This window comes from Promicromonospora kroppenstedtii (genome assembly GCF_044389675.1).
Taxonomy (GTDB): domain Bacteria; phylum Actinomycetota; class Actinomycetes; order Actinomycetales; family Cellulomonadaceae; genus Promicromonospora; species Promicromonospora kroppenstedtii.
Genome location: NZ_JBIRYI010000028.1, coordinates 1 through 17,322 on the forward strand (window position 1 = coordinate 1; position 17,322 = coordinate 17,322).

Consider the following 17,322-nt stretch of genomic DNA (forward strand, 5'->3'; position numbering starts at 1 on the left):
GATCGAGCACTACAACACTGAACGCATCCACTCCAGCCACGGACGCCCACCCGCAGCCCGAGTGTCACCAACCTGACGGCTCAGTACACCTAGGCGCGGGCGGCCCCGCTGACGACGGCCCGGCAGCTGCGCAGGAACGAGGCCCCGACCCGGGACGGGTCGCCGAGGTAGCCGGCGACCATGACGCCGTCGCGCAGCAGCATGAGGTCCTCCGCGACGGCGCCCGGCTCGGCGAGCCCGAGCGGGGCGACGAGGCGCACGAAAGCGCTCACCCACCAGGCGCGGTGCCCGTCGACGACCTTGCGCACGGGGCTGGCCGGATCGGGGTACTCCGCCGCGGCGTTGATGAAGGGGCACCCGCGGAAGTCGGGTGCGCAGGCCATCGCGCCGGTGTGGTCGGCCATCAGGCGCAGCGTGGCGTCCACGTCGCCGTCGCCGTGGGCGATGGCCGCGTCGACCCCGTCGCGCTCCTGCGCCGCGCGGTGCTCCAGGTAGGCGACCACGAGGTCGTCCTTGCTCTGGAAGTGCCGGTAGAAGGTCACCTTCGTGGTGCCGGCGCGCTCGATCACCTTGTCCACGCTCACGGCACGGAGGCCGTGCGCGTAGAAGAGCTCGTTCGCCGCCTCGATCAGGCGGTCTGACATGGATCCGCGCACGGTCGCGATCATACGTGTCCCCTTTTCCTCGTCCCCTTGCGCCCGACGGCCCTGGATGTGTACTGTCTCGATCGGTAGAGTTACTAGTCAGTCTACCTAGACAAATGGCCGCGCGGATCGATTCCCGCGGCCGCCATCCGAGAGGAAACGTCCATGTCCACCACCGTGGAAGCATCCGCAGCGACCACCGCGACCGCGCTGCGGAACCTGTACTTCGTCCGGTTCGGCTTCGCCGTCGTCTGGGCGGCCCTGCTGTTCGCCGTCGGCGGGAGCCTGAGCCCGCTCACGATCGGGCTGCTCGTGCTCTACCCGCTGTTCGACGTCGCGGCCGCCGTGGTCGACTTCCGGTCCTCGAAGGCCGCGCGCCCCACGGTGGGCCTGTACTTCAACATGGCCTTGAGCCTCGCGACCGCCATCGGCCTGGGGGTCGCCGTCACGTCGGGCATCCCCGCCGTCCTGCGGGTCTGGGGCGTCTGGGCGATCACCGCCGGCATCGTGCAGCTGATCGTCGCGGTCGGCCGCTACCGGCTCGGTGGCCAGTGGCCCATGATCCTGAGCGGCGGCATCTCGGTCTTCGCGGGCACGGGGTTCTTCATGATGGCCGGCGGCCCGAACGCGGCCCTGACCTCGCTGGCCGGGTACGCCACGCTCGGCGGAATCTTCTTCCTGGTCTCGGCGTTCCGCCTGCACCGCGTTGCCAAGAAGGAGAGCTGACATGAGCGAGACCACCTTCGACGTCGTCGTCATCGGTGCAGGACCCGTCGGCGAGAACGTCGCCGACCGGGTGGTCCAGGGCGGCCTGACCGCCGCGATCGTGGAGCGCGAGCTCGTGGGCGGGGAGTGCTCGTACTGGGCCTGCATGCCCACCAAGGCCCTGCTGCGCGACGCCGCCGCGCTGCGCGCGGCCCGGAGCCTGCCAGGCGCCGGCGCCGCGGTGACCGGTGAGCTCGACCCCGCCGCCGTGTTCGCGCGCCGCGACGAGTTCGCGTCCCACTGGCACGACGACGGCCAGGTCGACTGGCTCACCGGGGCCGGGATCTCCCTGTTCCGCGGGGCCGGGCGGCTCAGCGCCGCCCGCACCGTAGAGGTGACCGACGCCGACGGCGGCACGACCGTGCTGACCGCCCGGCACGCCGTGGTCGTCGCGACCGGCAGCAGCGCGCGCCTGCCCGCGATCCCCGGGCTGGCCGACGCCGCCCCGTGGACCAGCCGGGAGGCGGCGTCCGCCCAGGCGGTTCCGGGACGGCTCGCCGTCATCGGCGGCGGCGTGGTCGGCGCCGAGATGGCCACCGCCTACGCGGCCCTGGGTGCTCAGGTCACGATGGTCGCCCGCGACGGGCTGCTGCCCGCCGCCGAGCCGTTCGCGAGCGAGCTCGTGGCGGAGTCGCTCAAGGCGCAGGGCGTGGTGCTGCACCTGAACACGCAGCCCGTGGAGGTCCACCGCGACGACGAGGGCACGGTGCACGTCGCGCTCGCGGACGGTACCGACCTCACCGCCGACGAGGTGCTGGTCGCGACCGGCCGCAAGCCGAGCACGGACGACCTGGGCCTGGAGACCGTGGGGCTCATGCCGGGCGACTGGCTCGCGGTCGACGGCACCCTGCGGGTGCTCGGCGGCGACGGCGTGCCGGTCGGCGACGGCTGGCTGTACGCCGCGGGCGACGTCAACCGGCGCGTCCTGCTGACCCACCAGGGCAAGTACCAGGCCCGTGCCGTGGGCGACACGATCGTGGCCCGCGCGACCGGGGCCCCGGTGGACGACGCCCCCTGGGGCCGGCACGCGGCCACGGCCGACGAGCGGGCCGTGCCGCAGGTGGTCTTCACCGACCCCGAGATCGCGAGCGTCGGGTACACCGCGGCCGGTGCCGAGGCGGCCGGGCTGCGCATCCGCTCGGTCGAGTACGACCTGGGAGCCGTGGCCGGCGCGTCGCTGCACGCCGACGGGTACACGGGCCGGGCCGCCATGGTGGTCGACGAGGACCGGCGCGTGGTCGTCGGCTTCACTGCGGTGGGTCCCGACGTCGCCGAGCTGCTCCACGCGGCGACCATCGCGATCGCCGGCGAGGTGCCGGTCGACCGGCTGTGGCACGCCGTCCCCGCCTACCCCACCGTCAGCGAGGTCTGGCTCCGCCTCCTCGAGACCTACGGCCGGACGGCGTAGGCGACTCCTCAGCGGCCGGGCAGGGCGATCTGGTCGGGGGTGCGGATCTCCGACCACGCCCGGGCCCGGGGGAGCCGGTGGATCGTGATGTCCGTGGGCCGGGTGCCCGCCGGCCCGGCCGGGCGGGCCGGCGGCGGTGCCGTGAGCACGTCGGCGCCGGGCAGCGGCCCCAGGTCCAGGCGGGTCAGCGCCGCGACGTCGCGCACCGGTACCTGGTAGGTGCGGAACGGGCCGAGCGGCGGGATGTCGTCCCGGGCCAGGGCCTGCGCGGTGATCTCGTAGAGCTTGGCGTCGTCGAGCTGGGGCGTCTGGTCCAGCACGAACCCGGTCGCCTGGAGCACTCGGGGCCGGGCGTCGCCCGAGGACCCGTCCGGTGCGGTGCCGTCGGGCGCCGGGCCCGGGCCCACCCACGCGACGACCTTCCAGAACAGGCGGGGGATGCGGACGCCGCGGTAGAGCGGGTCGTCCGCCGCGAAGACCGGTCCGGTCTGGACCGCCAGGCGGTGGTCGTGAGCGGCCGCGTACCGCAGCACGTGGTCCTCCAGCCCGTTCCAGAGCTCCTTCGACTGGTTGAACCTGTTCACCTGCGGGGCCGCGTTCGTGTAGGTGAACGTGTCGTGGTTCGCCCGCGCGGCGGTCTCGGCGTCGCCCCAGACCGGGTCGAGCCGGCGGACCAGGTGCCCGCGGTCGAGCGGGTTGCCCGCGTACAGCTCGGCGCCGGACTGCTCGGCGCTCGGGACGCGGCCGTCCAGCCGCCAGCGGCCGGACCGGCGCAGCGCCTGGAGCGTGGAGCCGTCGACGGTACAGGCCGTGGCCGCGGCGAGCCGTCGGCCCGGGTGCAGCAGCACGGAGAAGTGGGTGTAGTCGAGCACGCGCAACTCGACCGGGGAGACGGGGAGCGGGACGCCGAAGCCGAGGAACTGAGCGTCATAACCGGTCACGGGCAGACAGCCAACCAGAGCAGGCCAGGTCATGGCCAGACCAACAATCGGACGGGTTGGACGTCGGATGGCAATCTCGGCCTAGGCTCTAGCCCGTGAGTGAATCAACTCAGACCGTCCGCGGCAATGCCCGGCACGAGGTACCTGACCCGTTGCGCGAGGACGTGCGCCTGCTCGGCGGCCTCCTCGGCAGGATCCTGCGCGAGGACGGAGGCCAGGATCTGCTGGACGACGTCGAACGTCTGCGCGAGCTGACGATCCGTGCCTACGGCGACCCGTCGCCCCACGCGCTGGACGAGGCCGCCGATGTCGTCGCGTCCTTCTCCGTGGAGCGCGCCGAACAGGTCGCCCGCGCGTTCACCTGCTACTTCCACCTCGCGAACCTCGCGGAGGAGTACCACCGGGTGCGCGTGCTGCGCGCCCGTGAGGCCGAGACGACCACGGGCCCTGCCGTCCTGGAGGACACGATCCCCGCGGCGTTCGCCCGGCTCACCGAGGAGGTGGGTCGCGACGAGGCGCTGCGGCGGCTCGGCGAGCTGGAGTTCCGGCCCGTGCTCACGGCGCACCCGACCGAGGCCCGCCGTCGGGCCATCAGCGGGACCATCCGCCGGATCTCGGACCACCTGGCCGAGCGCGACACCCGCCGGCTCGGCGGCGTGACCCTCGCCGAGAATGAGCGGCAGATCCTCGCCGAGATCGACACCATGTGGCGCACGGCGCCCGTGCGGACCAGCAAGCCGTCCGTGATCGACGAGGTCAAGACGGTCATGGGCGTGTTCGACGCCGTGCTCGTCGACGTCTTCGGTGACGTGTACCGCCGCCTCGACGACTGGCTCCTGGCCGAGGACGCCGGCCGCGTGGCCCCCGTGGCCAAGCCGTTCGTCAAGCTCGGCACCTGGATCGGCGGCGACCGCGACGGCAACCCGAACGTCACCGCCGAGGTGACGCGGCAGGCCGCGACCCTGGCCGCGGAGCACGCGCTCACGGCACTGGAGCGCCTCGCGGTCGAGACCGGACGCAAGCTCACGCTCGACGCCGAGGGCACCACGCCGTCGTCGGACCTGAATGCCCTGTGGCGGCGCATCCGGCTGCTCTCCGCCGACGTCGCCCGGCGTGCCGAGGAGGCGTCGCCGAACGAGCCGCACCGCGCGGTCATGCTCGCGATCGCGGAGCGGGTCGCCGCGACCCGGTCGCGCGACGCCGACCTGGCGTACGCGAACGCCGAGCAGCTCGAGGCCGACCTGCTCGTGGTCCAGGACTCGCTGGTCGCGACCGGCGCGGCGCGTGCCGCGTACGGCGACCTGCAGCGGCTGGTCTGGCAGGTGCAGACCTTCGGGTTCCACCTGGCCGAGCTCGAGGTGCGGCAGCACTCGCAGGTGCACGCCGCCGCGCTCGCCGAGATCCGCGAGCTCGGGCTGGACGGCGCCCTCGGGGACAAGACCCGCGAGGTGCTCGACACCTACCGCGCCCTCGGCGCGATCCAGAGCCGGTTCGGCGAGCGGGCCGCCCGCCGCTACATCGTGTCGTTCACGCAGGCGCCGGAGCACCTCGCCGCCGTCTACGAGCTGGCCTCCTACGCCTTCGCGGACGACCCCGACGGCGCGCCCGTGATCGACGCGATCCCGCTGTTCGAGACCTTCGCCGACCTGCAGAACTCCGTGCCGATTCTCGACTCGATGCTCACGCTGCCCGCGGTGCAGAAGCGCCTGGCCGAGAACGGCCGTCGCGTCGAGGTCATGCTCGGCTACTCGGACTCGTCCAAGGACGTCGGCCCCGTGGCCGCGACGCTGGCGCTGCACGACGCACAGTCGCGCATCGCCGAGTGGGCGCGGTCCAACGACCTCAAGCTCACGCTGTTCCACGGCCGTGGCGGCGCCCTCGGGCGTGGCGGCGGCCCGGCCAACCGCGCGGTGCTGGCCCAGCCGCCGCACTCGGTGGACGGCCGGTTCAAGCTGACCGAGCAGGGCGAGGTCATCCTGGCCCGGTACGGCGACCCGGTCATCGCGTCCCGGCACATCGAGCAGGTCGCGGCGGCCACGCTGCTGGCGTCCGCGCCGTCGGTCGAGGCGGTCAACGAGAGCGCGACGGCCAAGTTCGCCGAGCTGGCCGGCGAGCTCGACGCGACGTCCCGTGCCCGCTTCCACGAGCTGGTGAAGGCCGACGGGTTCCCGCAGTGGTTCGCCCAGGTCACGCCGCTGGAGGAGGTCGGCCTGCTGCCCATCGGGTCGCGGCCCGCCAAGCGTGGTCTGTCGGTCAACTCGCTCGACGACCTGCGCGCCATCCCGTGGGTGTTCTCCTGGTCGCAGGCCCGCATCAACCTCGCGGGCTGGTTCGGCCTGGGCACGGCGCTGGCCACGGCCGGCGACGTCGAGCTGCTGCGCGCCGCGCGCGCCGAGTGGCCGCTGTTCGCCACGATGCTCGACAACGTGGAGATGTCGCTCGCCAAGACCGACGAGCGCATCGCCGCGCAGTACCTCGCGCTCGGCGACCGGGACGACCTGGCCCAGATGGTGCTCGACGAGCTGCGGCTCACCCGTGAGTGGGTGCTGAAGATCAGCGGCAACGAGTGGCCGCTCGCGTCCAAGCGCGTGCTCGGCCGCGCCGTGCAGCTCCGCTCGCCCTACGTGGACGCACTGTCGCTGCTGCAGGTCCGCGCGCTGCGCGGGTTGCGCACGGGGGCCGACGGCGGCTCGGCGGTCGACGGCGACTACAAGGGCCGGCTGCAGCACCTGCTGCTGCTGACGGTCAACGGGGTGTCGGCGGGCCTGCAGAACACCGGGTGAGCTGGCTGGCTGCCTGAGTGGTTGGTGGGCTGACGGTCCGACTTCGGTCGGTTGCCCTGAGACCGGTCAATTGACTGACCGGTCTCAGGGCAACCGACCGAAGTCAGCGGGGCTCGTGATGTGTGAGGAGCAATGGGAGAGAGCATGAGCGCGACCCTGATCGGCACGTCCCACGGGACCGACGACCCGGCAGGACAGGCCGCCGTGCGCGCGCTGCTCGACGGCGTGCGTGTCGCCCGGCCCGGGCTCGACGTCCGCGAGGCGTTCGTCGACGTGCAACAGCCGGAGGTCGGGGACGTCCTCGCCGAGGCGGTGCGTGATGCTGCCGGTTCCGACGGCGCGCCGGACGCCGTCGTCGTGCCGGTGCTGCTGTCCACGGGGTACCACGTGCGGCACGACATCGCGCAGGCCGTCGCCGCCGTCAACGAGACCGCCGAGGGCAGCGCGGTCGCCGCCGATCCGCTCGGCCCGCACCCGCTGCTCGTCGACATCCTGGCCGACCGCTATGCCGCCGCCGAGGCGGCGCACGGCCCGTTCCGGCCGGACGACGCCGTGGTGCTCGCCGCCGCCGGCTCGTCGGTGGCCGCTGCCGCGACCGCCGTCGAGGAGGTCACCAGCGCGCTGGCCCAGCGCCTGGGTCGCGCCGTCACGCCGTCGTACGGTGCCGGCGCCGAGCCGCGCGTCCCCGACGCGGTGGCGGCCGCCCGCGCGGCAGGCACCGGGCGCGTCATCGTCGTGTCCTACCTCCTGGCGCCCGGCTACTTCCTGGACCGGGTGCTGGAGGCCGGCGCCGACGTCGTGACCGACCCGGTCGCGGGAGCCCCCGGGGCCGACAAGCCCGACCCGCGGCTGGTCCAGGTCGTGCTGGACCGCTACGACGCGGCCGCCGGCAGCTGAGCCTCAGGCCCAGCCGAACGCGGTCCGGACCCGGTCCACGCTCGACCGCAGGCCCCACTGCGCGGTGAGCGCCTCCAGCGCCTCGGGGTCCGCGGGCGCCTTCGGCACCGCGGGATCGAACGCGGGCAGGGGCGCGTCGCGCGCCACCTGCACCACGACGGGCGCGACCTTCAGGTAGTCGTCGGCCTCGAGCAGGCGGCGGCGCTGCGTGGTGGTCAGTCCCTTGTCACCGGAGTCCCGGGCCGTGAGGATCCCGGCGAGTGTGCCGTACTGGGCCAGCAGCTTCGCGGCGGTCTTCTCGCCGACGCCGGGCACGCCCGGCAGGCCGTCGCTCGGGTCGCCCCGCAGCGTCGCCATGTCGGCGTAGGCCTGCCCCGAGGCGACGCCGTACCTCTCGACCAGCCGAGCCTCGTCCACCACGTCGGGATCCCGGATGCCGCGCGCCGGGTACAGCACGCGGACGCCGGCGGCGTCGTCGACGAGCTGGAACAGGTCACGGTCCCCCGTGACGATGTCCACCGGCCCGGCGCCCTCCGCGACGGCGCGCGAGGTCAGGGTGCCGATGACGTCGTCGGCCTCGTAGCCGGGCACGCCCACCCGTGCGATGCCCAGCGCGGCGAGCACCTCCACGATGACCGGAACCTGTGCGAGCAGCGTCTCGGGCACCTCCTCGATGCCGGTGGTGCCGGGCACCTCCTGCGCCACGCGGTGCGCCTTGTAGCTGGGGATCGCCTCGACGCGGAAGGCGGGGCGCCAGTCGTCGTCCCAGCACGCGACCATGCGGTCGGGACCGTGCGTCGTGGCGAGCCACGCGATCGTGTCCAGCAGCCCGCGGACGGCGTTCACGGGTGTGCCGCTGGGCGCCCGCAGGGAGTCGGGCACGCCGAAGAACGCGCGGAAGTAGAGCGAGGCGGAGTCGAGGAGCATGAGGCTCATGCAGCGAAGCCTGCCACGCCCCACCGACACGCGGGCTGTCGAGTGCGCGAGATGCGCGCGGGGTGACTCGACCAAGGGACGTCTGCGGGACGTATGCAAACTAATAGGCTGTTGTAGGTCTGTTCCGACCCGTTGTGCCCGTAGTGTCCCAGCATGACAAGCAAAGGACAGCAGGTGACCGAGGTCATCGAGGGCCTCGGCCTGGGTATGGCGGCGGTCGGCACGACGCGGGTCACCAGTGACAAGGCGGACCTCGAGCGTGCCCTGAGCCACGCGTGGTCGGGCTGGGCGCACAGCGGCGACTACCCGTTGATCGAGCGGGCGCAGAAGCCGGGGAACGAGCTCCGGGCCGGGATCAGTGGATCGAGCCGGCGGACCAACGCCGCGGTCGTCTGGCGGGAGGGCGGCGACTGGTACGTCGTCGACATCGCGTTGGTGAACCGCACGCCGGAGGAGGCGGCGCGGTTCGTCGGCAGCCGGCCGCTCCAGGAGTGGACGCTCCTGGCGGGGCTCTTCCTCGGCGCGGTCAACCCCGGCGACGTACCGGTGAGCGACGTCAAGGTGTGAAGCACACGGAGCGTCCGCCGACGGCGACCGCGGCGGCGCTCCGAGCCAGGTCAGACGAACAGGCTGCCTGCCGCCACGCCGGCGGCCGCCGCGAGCACCGTCACCAGCAGCGTGCCCAGCGTGTTCGCCAGCGCGAGCCGCAGCCTGCCGGAGCGGGCCAGGCGCACGGATTCCACAGTGGCTGTGGAGAACGTGGTGTACCCACCGCACAGGCCGGTGGTCAGGGCGAACTGCACGAGGTGTGCGACGTCGGGGGACACGCCGTACCAGGTGAGCGTGTGGAACGGGGTCGAGAAGGCGCCGATCAGGAACGAGCCGCTGACGTTCACGACGAACGTGCCCCACGGGAACCCGCCGTCGTGCCGGGCGCGGACCTCGCCGTCGACCACGAAGCGGGCGGCTGCGCCCAGGCCGCCGCCGACAGCCACGAGGAGGAGTGCGAGCACCGGTGTCACCTGCCCTCTCGACGGCGGTCCGCGCGGCTCGCCAGTGCGATCCCGCTGAGGCACGTCGCCGTGCCACCCGCGAGGGTGAGCGTCACGTACAGCAGCGCGAGCCACGGCATCCCTTGGCCGAGCAGCTCCTGCACCTCGAGGGCGAGCGCCGAGTAGGTGGTGAACCCGCCGAGCACGCCCGTGCCGATCCCGAGCCGGATCTTGCGGCGCCGGACCGTCTCTCGACCGCGCCGGGCGAGGGCCTCCAGGAGGTAACCCAGGGCGAACGCCCCGACGAGGTTCACGACGAGCGTGCCGACCGGGAACCAGAGGATCGTCTCGCTCGCGCCCGGGAACGCGATGGTCAGGGGCGTCAGCAGGATCCCGGCCCACATGCTCACCAGGTACCGGGCGACCGATCCGCCCGCACCGCCCAGCGCGACGAGGCCCACGTACCGCCAGTCGCGGTGCGGCGCACTCTTCACGCGGCGGTTCCCCTCATGGACGCTCGACAGGTGTGGGAAGAACCTATCGCTCACGGGGCAGACATCGTCTCTGGGAGCACCACGACGGGGCGGGACTGGTTGTGGATGAGCCGCCCGGCGACGGTCCCGCCCACCAGGTTCGTCGTCCAGCCGCGCAGGCCCGGGCGGTGGGCGCCGACGACGATCATCGCCGCCTCCACCTCGTCGGCCACCCGGCCCAGCTCGACCGCCGGGTCACCGGCCCCGCGCAGGGCCGACCACGGCAGGCCGACGTCGGCCATCGCCCGGTTCAGCCCCGCCAGGACGTCGGCTCCGTAGGCGTCCGAGGACACGGCGATGTCGGGGTCCACCGACACGGTGAATCCCCGTGAGTCCGAGACCGCGGTCTCGTCGACCCACACGCACACGAGCTCGATCAGGCTTCCACCCAGAGACTGGACGAGCGACGCTGCCCGCCGAGCCAGCTCCGGGTGCTTGTGGTCCACGCCGACCACCACGGATCGCACAGTCACCCTGACGAGGGTATTGCCAATCGCTCAATCGAGGTGGTCCGGCAGGCCGAAACGCGGAAACCACTTCTCCGTGTCGATGAAGGTGGTGATGCCGGTGATGTGCGTGCCGTCGTTCTCCAGCACCACGATGCCCCACGGGAAATGGCCGCCCTTGGGATCCTGGCGGTACTGCGCGAACCCCGGCGTCCCGTTGACGTGGATGGGCACGCAGCGCGAACCCTCGCACCCGTGGCCGGGCCCGGTCATCCACGCCTGGATGTTCTCGATGCCCTCCAACCACATCGCGTACGGCGGCATGTTCATCACGGCGTCCTCGCGCAGCAGGTTGGCCAGCGCGGTCATGTCGTAGCGCTCGAACGCCGCGACGTACCGCTCCAGCAGCTCCGTCTCGTCGGCCGAGGCGGTGTGCTCCGGGAGCTCCGAGGTGCCGGACCGGTCCGGCGACTTCTCCGCGAGCGTGGCCCGGGCGCGCTGGAGCGCGCTGTTCACCGACGCCACCGAGGTGTCGAGCAGCGTGGCGACCTCGGCGGCCGGCCAGCGCAGCACCTCGCGCAGGATCAGGACGGCGCGCTGCTTGGCCGGCAGGTGCTGGAGCGCCGCGACGAACGCGAGGCGCACCGACTCCCGCGCGACGGCGGTGTCCGCCGGGTCGCTCGCGCCGGGGAGCACGTGCTCGGTAGGCACCGGCTCGACCCACGCGTACTCGGGGAGCACCATCGTGAGGCTCTCCTCGACGGGGTCGGCGGCGGCACCGAGGCCCATGGGGCGCTCCCGCTTGGCGCGGCTCGAACCGAGCTGGTCGAAGCACACGTTGGTGGCGATGCGGTACAGCCAGGTGCGGAGCGAGGAGCGACCCTCGAACCGGTCGTACGAGCGCCACGCGCGCAGGAGGGTCTCCTGCACCGCGTCGTCGGCGTCGAAGGTTCCGCCCAGCAGGCGGTAGCAGTATCCGGTCAGCTCGCGGCGGTACACCTCGAGCTGTGCCGAGAGCTCGGCCCCGGCCAGGTCCTCGCCGGTGCTCTGCTTGGGATGTGACGCAGTCTGTGCCATAGCTCACACCGTACGCGGAGCCACTGACACGCTCCGCTGGATTCGACCCTGGCCGAAGGCCTCACCCCAAGTTCACCCCAGGTCGAGCTCGAACCACACCGTCTTGCCCGTCCGGCGCCCCTCGCGCGCGGGTCCGTTCCGGTGTGTGGGGCGCGCCGGGCCGCCGTGCCGGTCCACGCCCCAGCGGGACGCGAGGCGTTCGAGGAACTGCACGCCGCGCCCGCCGAACTCGGTGACGGTCGGGTCGCGCAGCTCGGGCTGCACGGTCGAGGAGTCGCGCACGCCCACCCGCAGCCGGTCCAGGTCCACCTCGACGGTGGCCGTGAACGGTGCCTGCCCGTGGTCGACGGCGTTGGTCAGCACCTCCGACGTCAGCAGCATCACGGTGCGCCGCAGGGGCATCGGCACGCCGCAGCTCTCCAGCACGTCGTCCACCCAGATCCGGGCCGGGCCCACGTCGCACAGGGACGGGGCGAGCTTGCGTTCCGCCGTGGCGGGGCGCCCGGGCGACGGCGGGCCCGACGGGGCCGCCGCCCGCACCCGCACGGCGAGCACGGCGACGTCGTCCCGCTGGTCGTCCGACGCGAGCCGGCGCACGAGGGTCACCGGCAGCGCGGCCGTGGCCGTGTCACCGAGCGCGCCGAGCGTCTTCTGCAGGCGGCTGAGCCACTGGTCGGGCGTGGTGCCGCGCTGCTCGGCGAGCCCGTCCGTATACAGGAGCAGGGTGTCGCCGGGGCGCAGCGAGGTGACGTGGTCGGTGCGCTTCGAGGTGGGCCGCACGCCGAGCATCATGTCGGGCAGCACCGAGAGACGCTCGACCGTGCCGTCCTCGCGGAGCACCAGGGGCGGCGGGTGCCCGGCGGTGGACCAGGTGAGCTGGTACGCGCCGGCGACCCGCTCCAGCCGTGCCACCACGGCGGTGCCGCTCGCGAGCAGCCCCAGCCCGGAGTTGGCCTTGTCGAGCAGCGACAGCAGGGCCGACGGCGACTCGTCGTGGCTCCATGCGAACGCGCGCAGCAGCGAACGCAGCTGCCCCATCTTCGCCGCGGCCCGCATGTCGTGGCCGGTCACGTCGCCGATCATGAACATGGTCGCGTCGTCGTCCACGGCTACGGCGTCGTACCAGTCGCCGCCGATCTGGTCGGAGCGCGTGGCCGGCGAGTAGGTGGCCGCCATGTCGAGGTGCGGCACCTCGGGCAGCCGGCTGAGCATCGCCCGCTGCAGGGTCTTGGCCGACTCGCGCCGCTCCTCCAGGAGCCGCGCGCGCTCCAGCGCGTGGCCCGTGTAGTGGGCCAGCCCTGTCTGGAGCGCGTAGGAGTCCTGGTCGGGCCCGCGGTCGCGCTCCCAGGCCAGCATGATGACGGCGACGACCTCGCCCGCGGTCACCACCGGCAGGTACGCGCGGGCGCCCACCTCCGGGTCGCAGAGCTCCTCCGTCCCCGGGAACGCCGAGAACATCTCGTCGCCCGTGCGGAAGAAGAGGGGCCGGCCGGTGCGGGCCGCCTCGGCCAGCGGCCGCTGCTCGTCGAGCTTGGTCTGACGGAGCCGCTGCGGGAACTGCGGCTCGGCGTGCACGAGCGACCGGTAGGTGATGCCGCGTCCGTCGGCGTCGGCCAGCGCGAACGCGCAGTACCGCGCGCCGATGCCGGCCGTGCCGACCTCCACGATGACCTCCTCGACCTGGTCCATCGTGTTCGCGTTGGCGAAGGCCTCGCTCAGCGAGAGCAGGAACCGGCTGCGGCGGTTCGCCCGGACCGCCGTCTCCTGGATACGGCGTGCCCGCTCCCGCTCGGCGCGCAGGCGCAGCTCGGCGGTGCAGGCCGCGGCGAGGTCCGCGAGCGAGTCCAGGTCGTCCTGCGACCACTCGCGCGGCTCGTCGACGACGGCACACAGCGCCCCGACCGCGCGCCCGCGCAGGTCGAACACCGGGTAGCCGGCAAGGGCGACCAGACCCATCTCGCGCACCAGGTAGTTGTCGCGGAGCGTCGGATCGTGCCGCGCGTCTGACGTCACGACCGGCTCGCCGCGCGCCGTGATGACATTGGTGAGCGTGCCCGGGTGCTGCAGCAGCCGGTCGGACTGCATCGGTTCCGGGACCCCGGACGCTCCCGCGAGGACCTGGCTCTCGGGAATCGCGAAGTGGACGACGGCGGCGGGGACCCGGAGATGCCGTCGAACCAGGCGGGCAAACCGGTCAAAGGCCTCATCCGCAGTGGCGGCGTCGAGACCGACTTGCTCGAGGTCTCGCAGCGCCTGGAGGTCCGTCGGCATCTCATCAGTATTGCGAGAGAAGGACGTGTGCGCGACAGATGTACCGGATGTGTCCCTTTTGCGTCAGGCGGGTAGCCTGCCGCTTCACGGTCATACCTCGAGCAGACCGCGCTGGTGAGCGAGGCTCACGGCCTCCGCGCGACCCGAGGCGCCGAGCTTGGCCAGCAGGTTGGAGACGTGCACGCTCACCGTCTTGGTCGAGATGAACAGCCGCTCGCCGATCTGGCGGTTGGACAGCCCCTGCGCCACCAGCCCGAGCACCTCCTCCTCCCGTTCGGTGAGGGTAGAGGTCGTCGCTCGGCGCACCCCCGGCAGGTCGAGCCGCGCGCGTCGGGCGAGCGCACGGACGGCGTCGGCCAGGGGCTTGGCTCCCATGTCCTCCGCCTCCGAGAGCGCCTCGGCGGCCTCGACCTCAGCGGCCTGCCGCTCGCCTGCGCCGAGCAGGGCCTCGGCCCAGCGGTAGCGCGAACGGGCGACCTCGTAGCGGTACCCGAAGCCGAACGCGTTGACCGTCTGCTGCCAGCTCTCGGCGGCCTCCCGCCACAGGTCACCGGCCGGCCGGTCGCCGCTCGCGGCGCCGGCCGTGCTGCCCACCACGGCGTGCAACCGGGCGTTCTCGGCGGCGGCCCGCTGCAGCCAGGCCCGCCCCTCCGGCCCGAGCACGCCCCCGCGCGGGCGGCCGCGCTGCGCTGTCTGCCGGGCGACCGCCAGGAGGGAGTCGCCGCTGTCCAGCCGGGTCGCTGCACGCGCCTCCACCGCCGTGGCGGCGGCCGAGCCAGGGGCGCCCGCCCGGCCCGCGGACCGGTCCGCCTCCGCGGCGTCGGCCAGGGCTGCGATCGCGAGGGCGGACAGCCAGATGCGGCCGAGGAACACCTCGGTCCACACCTCGCCGAGGTGGTCGGTGATCCGCACGGCGAGGGCCGCGGCGTCGTCGTACCGACCGGCCCAGGTCAGGGCGTCGACCAGGCTGCCTCCCCCGATGAGGGCGATCTGACCGTCGCTCTGCCAGTGGTCGAAGAGGGCCTCGCCACGCGGGATGGCGTCGGCGTCGCCGCGCGCCACCGCCGCGTACATCCGGGTGGCCTCCAGGACGTGCCGGTGCGTGGCCGGCACGCCGCCTGAGGTCCGCGGCGACAGGTCGCCGCGGAAGTAGAGCATGACCTCCTGCAGGATCCGCAGGTTCACGGTCGGTGTGCTCCAGGCCAGGCCGAGCTCCTCGGCGCGGGCGAGCGCGTGCTCCACCCGCTGCTCGGCGGCCTCCAGCTCGCCGGCGTAGAAGCGGTTGGCCGTGGCGTTGTAGAGCGTGCGCATCTCGGCGAGCACGTCGCCCGCCTCGGTGGCCGCCGTCCGGGCCTCGTCGAGAAGGGCCGCCGCCCGGTCGGGGTCGGCCACGTCGAGCACGGCCAGGGTCGACAGCGCGGCGGCGAGCGCTCCGGGCTGGCCGACGGCCCGCGCCTCCTCGATGGCGCACCGGGCGTGGCCGCGGGCGTCGTCGTCCAGGTCGATGATCATCGTGACCCGGGCCAGCAGAGCGTTGGTCCAGACCCGGTCCGGGCTGCGCTCCGGCAGCATCTCCAGGGCCGCGCGGAGGTCCTCGATCGCGGCCTCGACCTGGCCGGGCACCTCGTCCCACGTGGGCAGGTCGAGGTACCGGTGCACGAGCACGTGCCGCAGGCCGGCCCGGCGCAGCGGGTCGGTGACACCCTCGACCGCGCGTTCGGTCAGCTTCACCGCGCGCATCGGGTCGCCGGCTCGCGCCGCGGCCTCGCCCGCCGAGAGCGCGACGTCGACGCGGTCGCGGCCGAGCCGCTCCTCGGCGTCCGGCACGGACTCCCAGAGGGCCAGCACCTGCTCCCAGTGCCGCAGCTCCTCCTCCGGGGCGAGCAGCCGGCGGGCCCGCAGCGCGGCGTCGCGGGACGCGGACAGCGCGGCGGGCAGGTCGTGGCCCTCGTAGGCGTGGTGCGCGCGCTCGGCGGCGCTGCCGATCGGCGTGCCGTCGGGTCCGGCCTGCTCGATCACCGCGAGGTAGGCGCGGTGCACCGACGAGCGCTCGCCCGGCAGCAGGTCGGCGTACAGGGCCTCGGCCAGCAGGGCGTGGCGGAACTCCAGGTGGACGCCGGAGACCACGAGGACCTGCTGGGTCACGGCCTCGCGCAGCGCGGCGTCCACGTCGTGCGCGCCCCAGCGGGCGGCCACGGCGCGCAGCAGCTCCTCGCTCACCCGGCGTCCGGCGACCGACGCGATGCGCAGCACCTGCTGCACCTCGGGGTCCAGCCGTTCGAGCCGGGTGCGGAGCACCTCGGTGAGCGTCCAGGGCAGGCTGGCCGAGTCCGGGCCGGCGTCCAGGAGCTCCTCGGCGAAGAAGGCGTTGCCCTCTGACCGGTCCAGCACGTCGGCGAACCCCGCGGCCGGCAGCGGCCTCCCCGCCAGGGCGGTCGTGAACTCGCGCAGCTCGTCCTCGGTGAAGGGCTCCAGGTCGATGCGCTCCACGTGCTCCAGCCGGGACAGCTCGGCGAGCAACGGGCGCAGGGGGTGGCGGCGGTCGACGTCGTCCGCCCGGTAGGTCACCACGAGCAGGACGTTCTCGGACCGGGCGCGGGCCGCGAGGAAGCGCAGCACGTCGCGCGTCGACGCGTCTGCCCAGTGCGCGTCCTCGACGACGAGCACGAGGGGGCGCTCCGGCACGCCGGCGACCGCGAGGCTACGGGCGATGCCCTCGAAGAGCTGGAGGCGCTCGTCGTGGTCCGCGTCGCCGCCCCCGCCGGGTTCCAGGAGCCGCCACAGCGCGGGGCGCTCCGCGACCAGCTCGGTGACCCGCGCGGCGGCGTCGGGCCCTGCGGCCCCCGCCTGCAGCTGGGTCAGGGCGTCGGTGAACGGGAGGTAGGGGATGCCCACCTGGCCCAGGTCCACGCAGTGCACGACGACGGCGCTGGCCCCTGCCTGTTCCGCCGCCTGAGCGACATGACCGATCAGCCTCGTCTTGCCGACGCCGGCGTCACCGCCGACGAGCACGAGGCCCGGCCGGCCGGCCGAGGCGCGCCCTACCGCCAGCAGCAGCGAGGCGACCTGCTCCTGCCGGGAGACCAGGGGGATTGCCGTGGACCTTCGCACCCGCACATCGTGCCACCGGTCACTGACAATCCCCCTGCTCTCCCCTTTCCCGGCCTCCACCGCGGTCACGCGAACAGGCCGCGCCGTGCGGCGGGCGCCGGGCGCATGCCCGCGATGCCCGCCCTGATCTGCTCCGTGCGGCTCGCGCGGGCCTCGCGCTTCTCCTGCCGGGCGGCGCGGTCCGCCGCGCTCGGCCGCTTGGCGCGCCAGGCGTCCTTGGCCCGCTCCTGGCGGTACTCGATCTCCGCGTCCATCGCGGGTCCCCACAGCGACATGATTCCTCCTGCGTCCCCGGCGGGCCGTGTGCCCGTCCGGCTGATGAGGAACACACTCGTCCTGAGGTCCGGAAGCCCGGATCGGGAGGTCGGGCAGTCGTGGGCGGGGGGGGGGCGCCCCCCCCCCGGGGGGGGGCCCCCCCCCCCCCCCCCGGGGGGGGGGGGCCCCCCCCCCCCCCCCCCCACCGCCCGGTCGCCCACCGCGCGGGCCACTGCCGGCCGCGCCAGGGCCGCTCGCTCCAG

At 73.7% G+C, this 17,322-nt stretch carries 15 protein-coding genes; 5 read left to right on the top strand and 10 right to left on the bottom strand.

Translation table 11 applies throughout. The annotated features are described in order from the left end of the window. Positions 1-89 precede the first annotated feature (89 nt). Positions 90-668 (bottom strand): TetR/AcrR family transcriptional regulator, encoded by a 579-nt coding sequence (locus tag ACH47X_RS26520; RefSeq protein WP_397408392.1) that lies wholly within the window; start codon positions 666-668, stop codon positions 90-92. 141 nt (positions 669-809) lie between these two features. Here ACH47X_RS26520 and ACH47X_RS26525 point away from each other — a divergent pair, with 141 nt between their 5' ends. Beyond that, complete coding sequence (locus ACH47X_RS26525; RefSeq protein ID WP_397408394.1) at positions 810-1,370, top strand: hypothetical protein; 561 nt, start codon at positions 810-812, stop codon at positions 1,368-1,370. Between the two features lies 1 nt (position 1,371). Continuing rightward, the gene (locus ACH47X_RS26530) at positions 1,372-2,817 is read left to right on the top strand and encodes a dihydrolipoyl dehydrogenase family protein (RefSeq protein ID WP_397408396.1); all 1,446 of its coding nucleotides are present in this window, start codon (positions 1,372-1,374) and stop codon (positions 2,815-2,817) included. 8 nt (positions 2,818-2,825) lie between these two features. Here the strand turns inward: ACH47X_RS26530 and ACH47X_RS26535 are convergent, their stop codons facing one another. Then, positions 2,826-3,758: a DNA/RNA non-specific endonuclease gene (locus ACH47X_RS26535; RefSeq protein WP_397408398.1), complete on the bottom strand. Its 933-nt coding sequence runs from the start codon at positions 3,756-3,758 to the stop codon at positions 2,826-2,828. A gap of 95 nt (positions 3,759-3,853) precedes the next feature. Between ACH47X_RS26535 and ACH47X_RS26540 the strand changes: the two genes are divergently transcribed. Continuing rightward, positions 3,854-6,541, top strand: coding sequence for a phosphoenolpyruvate carboxylase (locus tag ACH47X_RS26540; protein WP_200835898.1), 2,688 nt, complete (start codon positions 3,854-3,856; stop codon positions 6,539-6,541). Positions 6,542-6,685: 144 nt separating this feature from the next. Beyond that, the gene (locus ACH47X_RS26545) at positions 6,686-7,438 is read left to right on the top strand and encodes a sirohydrochlorin chelatase (protein WP_397408400.1); all 753 of its coding nucleotides are present in this window, start codon (positions 6,686-6,688) and stop codon (positions 7,436-7,438) included. Positions 7,439-7,441: 3 nt separating this feature from the next. On the opposite strand, the gene ACH47X_RS26550 is transcribed toward ACH47X_RS26545, so the two are convergent. Next, a complete protein-coding gene (locus ACH47X_RS26550) occupies positions 7,442-8,374 on the bottom strand; it encodes a 5'-3' exonuclease (protein WP_397408402.1) in 933 nt (310 codons plus the stop codon). A gap of 153 nt (positions 8,375-8,527) precedes the next feature. On the opposite strand from ACH47X_RS26550, the gene ACH47X_RS26555 reads away from it, so the two are divergent. Next, a complete protein-coding gene (locus tag ACH47X_RS26555) occupies positions 8,528-8,941 on the top strand; it encodes a hypothetical protein (RefSeq protein ID WP_397408404.1) in 414 nt (137 codons plus the stop codon). A 50-nt stretch (positions 8,942-8,991) separates the two neighbouring features. Here the strand turns inward: ACH47X_RS26555 and ACH47X_RS26560 are convergent, their stop codons facing one another. The 7 genes from ACH47X_RS26560 to ACH47X_RS26590 all read right to left on the bottom strand — a co-directional run bounded on the left by ACH47X_RS26560 (position 8,992) and on the right by ACH47X_RS26590 (position 17,079). Beyond that, positions 8,992-9,387: a fluoride efflux transporter FluC gene (locus ACH47X_RS26560; RefSeq protein ID WP_397408406.1), complete on the bottom strand. Its 396-nt coding sequence runs from the start codon at positions 9,385-9,387 to the stop codon at positions 8,992-8,994. 5 nt (positions 9,388-9,392) lie between these two features. Further along, a complete protein-coding gene (locus ACH47X_RS26565; RefSeq protein ID WP_397408408.1) occupies positions 9,393-9,860 on the bottom strand; it encodes a fluoride efflux transporter FluC in 468 nt (155 codons plus the stop codon). A gap of 50 nt (positions 9,861-9,910) precedes the next feature. After that, positions 9,911-10,372 (bottom strand): universal stress protein, encoded by a 462-nt coding sequence (locus ACH47X_RS26570; protein ID WP_160158951.1) that lies wholly within the window; start codon positions 10,370-10,372, stop codon positions 9,911-9,913. A gap of 24 nt (positions 10,373-10,396) precedes the next feature. Continuing rightward, on the bottom strand, positions 10,397-11,422 hold the full coding sequence (locus tag ACH47X_RS26575) for a sigma-70 family RNA polymerase sigma factor (protein ID WP_397408410.1): 1,026 nt from the start codon (positions 11,420-11,422) through the stop codon (positions 10,397-10,399). A gap of 72 nt (positions 11,423-11,494) precedes the next feature. Continuing rightward, complete coding sequence (locus tag ACH47X_RS26580; RefSeq protein WP_397408412.1) at positions 11,495-13,693, bottom strand: SpoIIE family protein phosphatase; 2,199 nt, start codon at positions 13,691-13,693, stop codon at positions 11,495-11,497. A gap of 90 nt (positions 13,694-13,783) precedes the next feature. Then, positions 13,784-16,804: a helix-turn-helix transcriptional regulator gene (locus ACH47X_RS26585; RefSeq protein WP_397408414.1), complete on the bottom strand. Its 3,021-nt coding sequence runs from the start codon at positions 16,802-16,804 to the stop codon at positions 13,784-13,786. A gap of 65 nt (positions 16,805-16,869) precedes the next feature. Then, the gene (locus ACH47X_RS26590; protein ID WP_397408416.1) at positions 16,870-17,079 is read right to left on the bottom strand and encodes a hypothetical protein; all 210 of its coding nucleotides are present in this window, start codon (positions 17,077-17,079) and stop codon (positions 16,870-16,872) included. Between the last annotated feature and the right edge of the window lie 243 nt (positions 17,080-17,322).

Excerpts from the sequence above, each read along its gene's own strand:
- ACH47X_RS26590 (WP_397408416.1), bottom strand. The coding sequence starts at position 17,079 with ATGTCGCTGTGGGGACCCGCGATGGACGCGGAGATCGAGTACCGCCAG.
- ACH47X_RS26550 (WP_397408402.1), bottom strand. The coding sequence starts at position 8,374 with ATGAGCCTCATGCTCCTCGACTCCGCCTCGCTCTACTTCCGCGCGTTC.
- ACH47X_RS26555 (WP_397408404.1), top strand. The coding sequence starts at position 8,528 with ATGACAAGCAAAGGACAGCAGGTGACCGAGGTCATCGAGGGCCTCGGC.
- ACH47X_RS26525 (WP_397408394.1), top strand. The coding sequence starts at position 810 with ATGTCCACCACCGTGGAAGCATCCGCAGCGACCACCGCGACCGCGCTG.
- ACH47X_RS26545 (WP_397408400.1), top strand. The coding sequence starts at position 6,686 with ATGAGCGCGACCCTGATCGGCACGTCCCACGGGACCGACGACCCGGCA.
- ACH47X_RS26580 (WP_397408412.1), bottom strand. The coding sequence starts at position 13,693 with ATGCCGACGGACCTCCAGGCGCTGCGAGACCTCGAGCAAGTCGGTCTC.
- ACH47X_RS26575 (WP_397408410.1), bottom strand. The coding sequence starts at position 11,422 with ATGGCACAGACTGCGTCACATCCCAAGCAGAGCACCGGCGAGGACCTG.
- ACH47X_RS26530 (WP_397408396.1), top strand. The coding sequence starts at position 1,372 with ATGAGCGAGACCACCTTCGACGTCGTCGTCATCGGTGCAGGACCCGTC.
- ACH47X_RS26520 (WP_397408392.1), bottom strand. The coding sequence starts at position 668 with ATGATCGCGACCGTGCGCGGATCCATGTCAGACCGCCTGATCGAGGCG.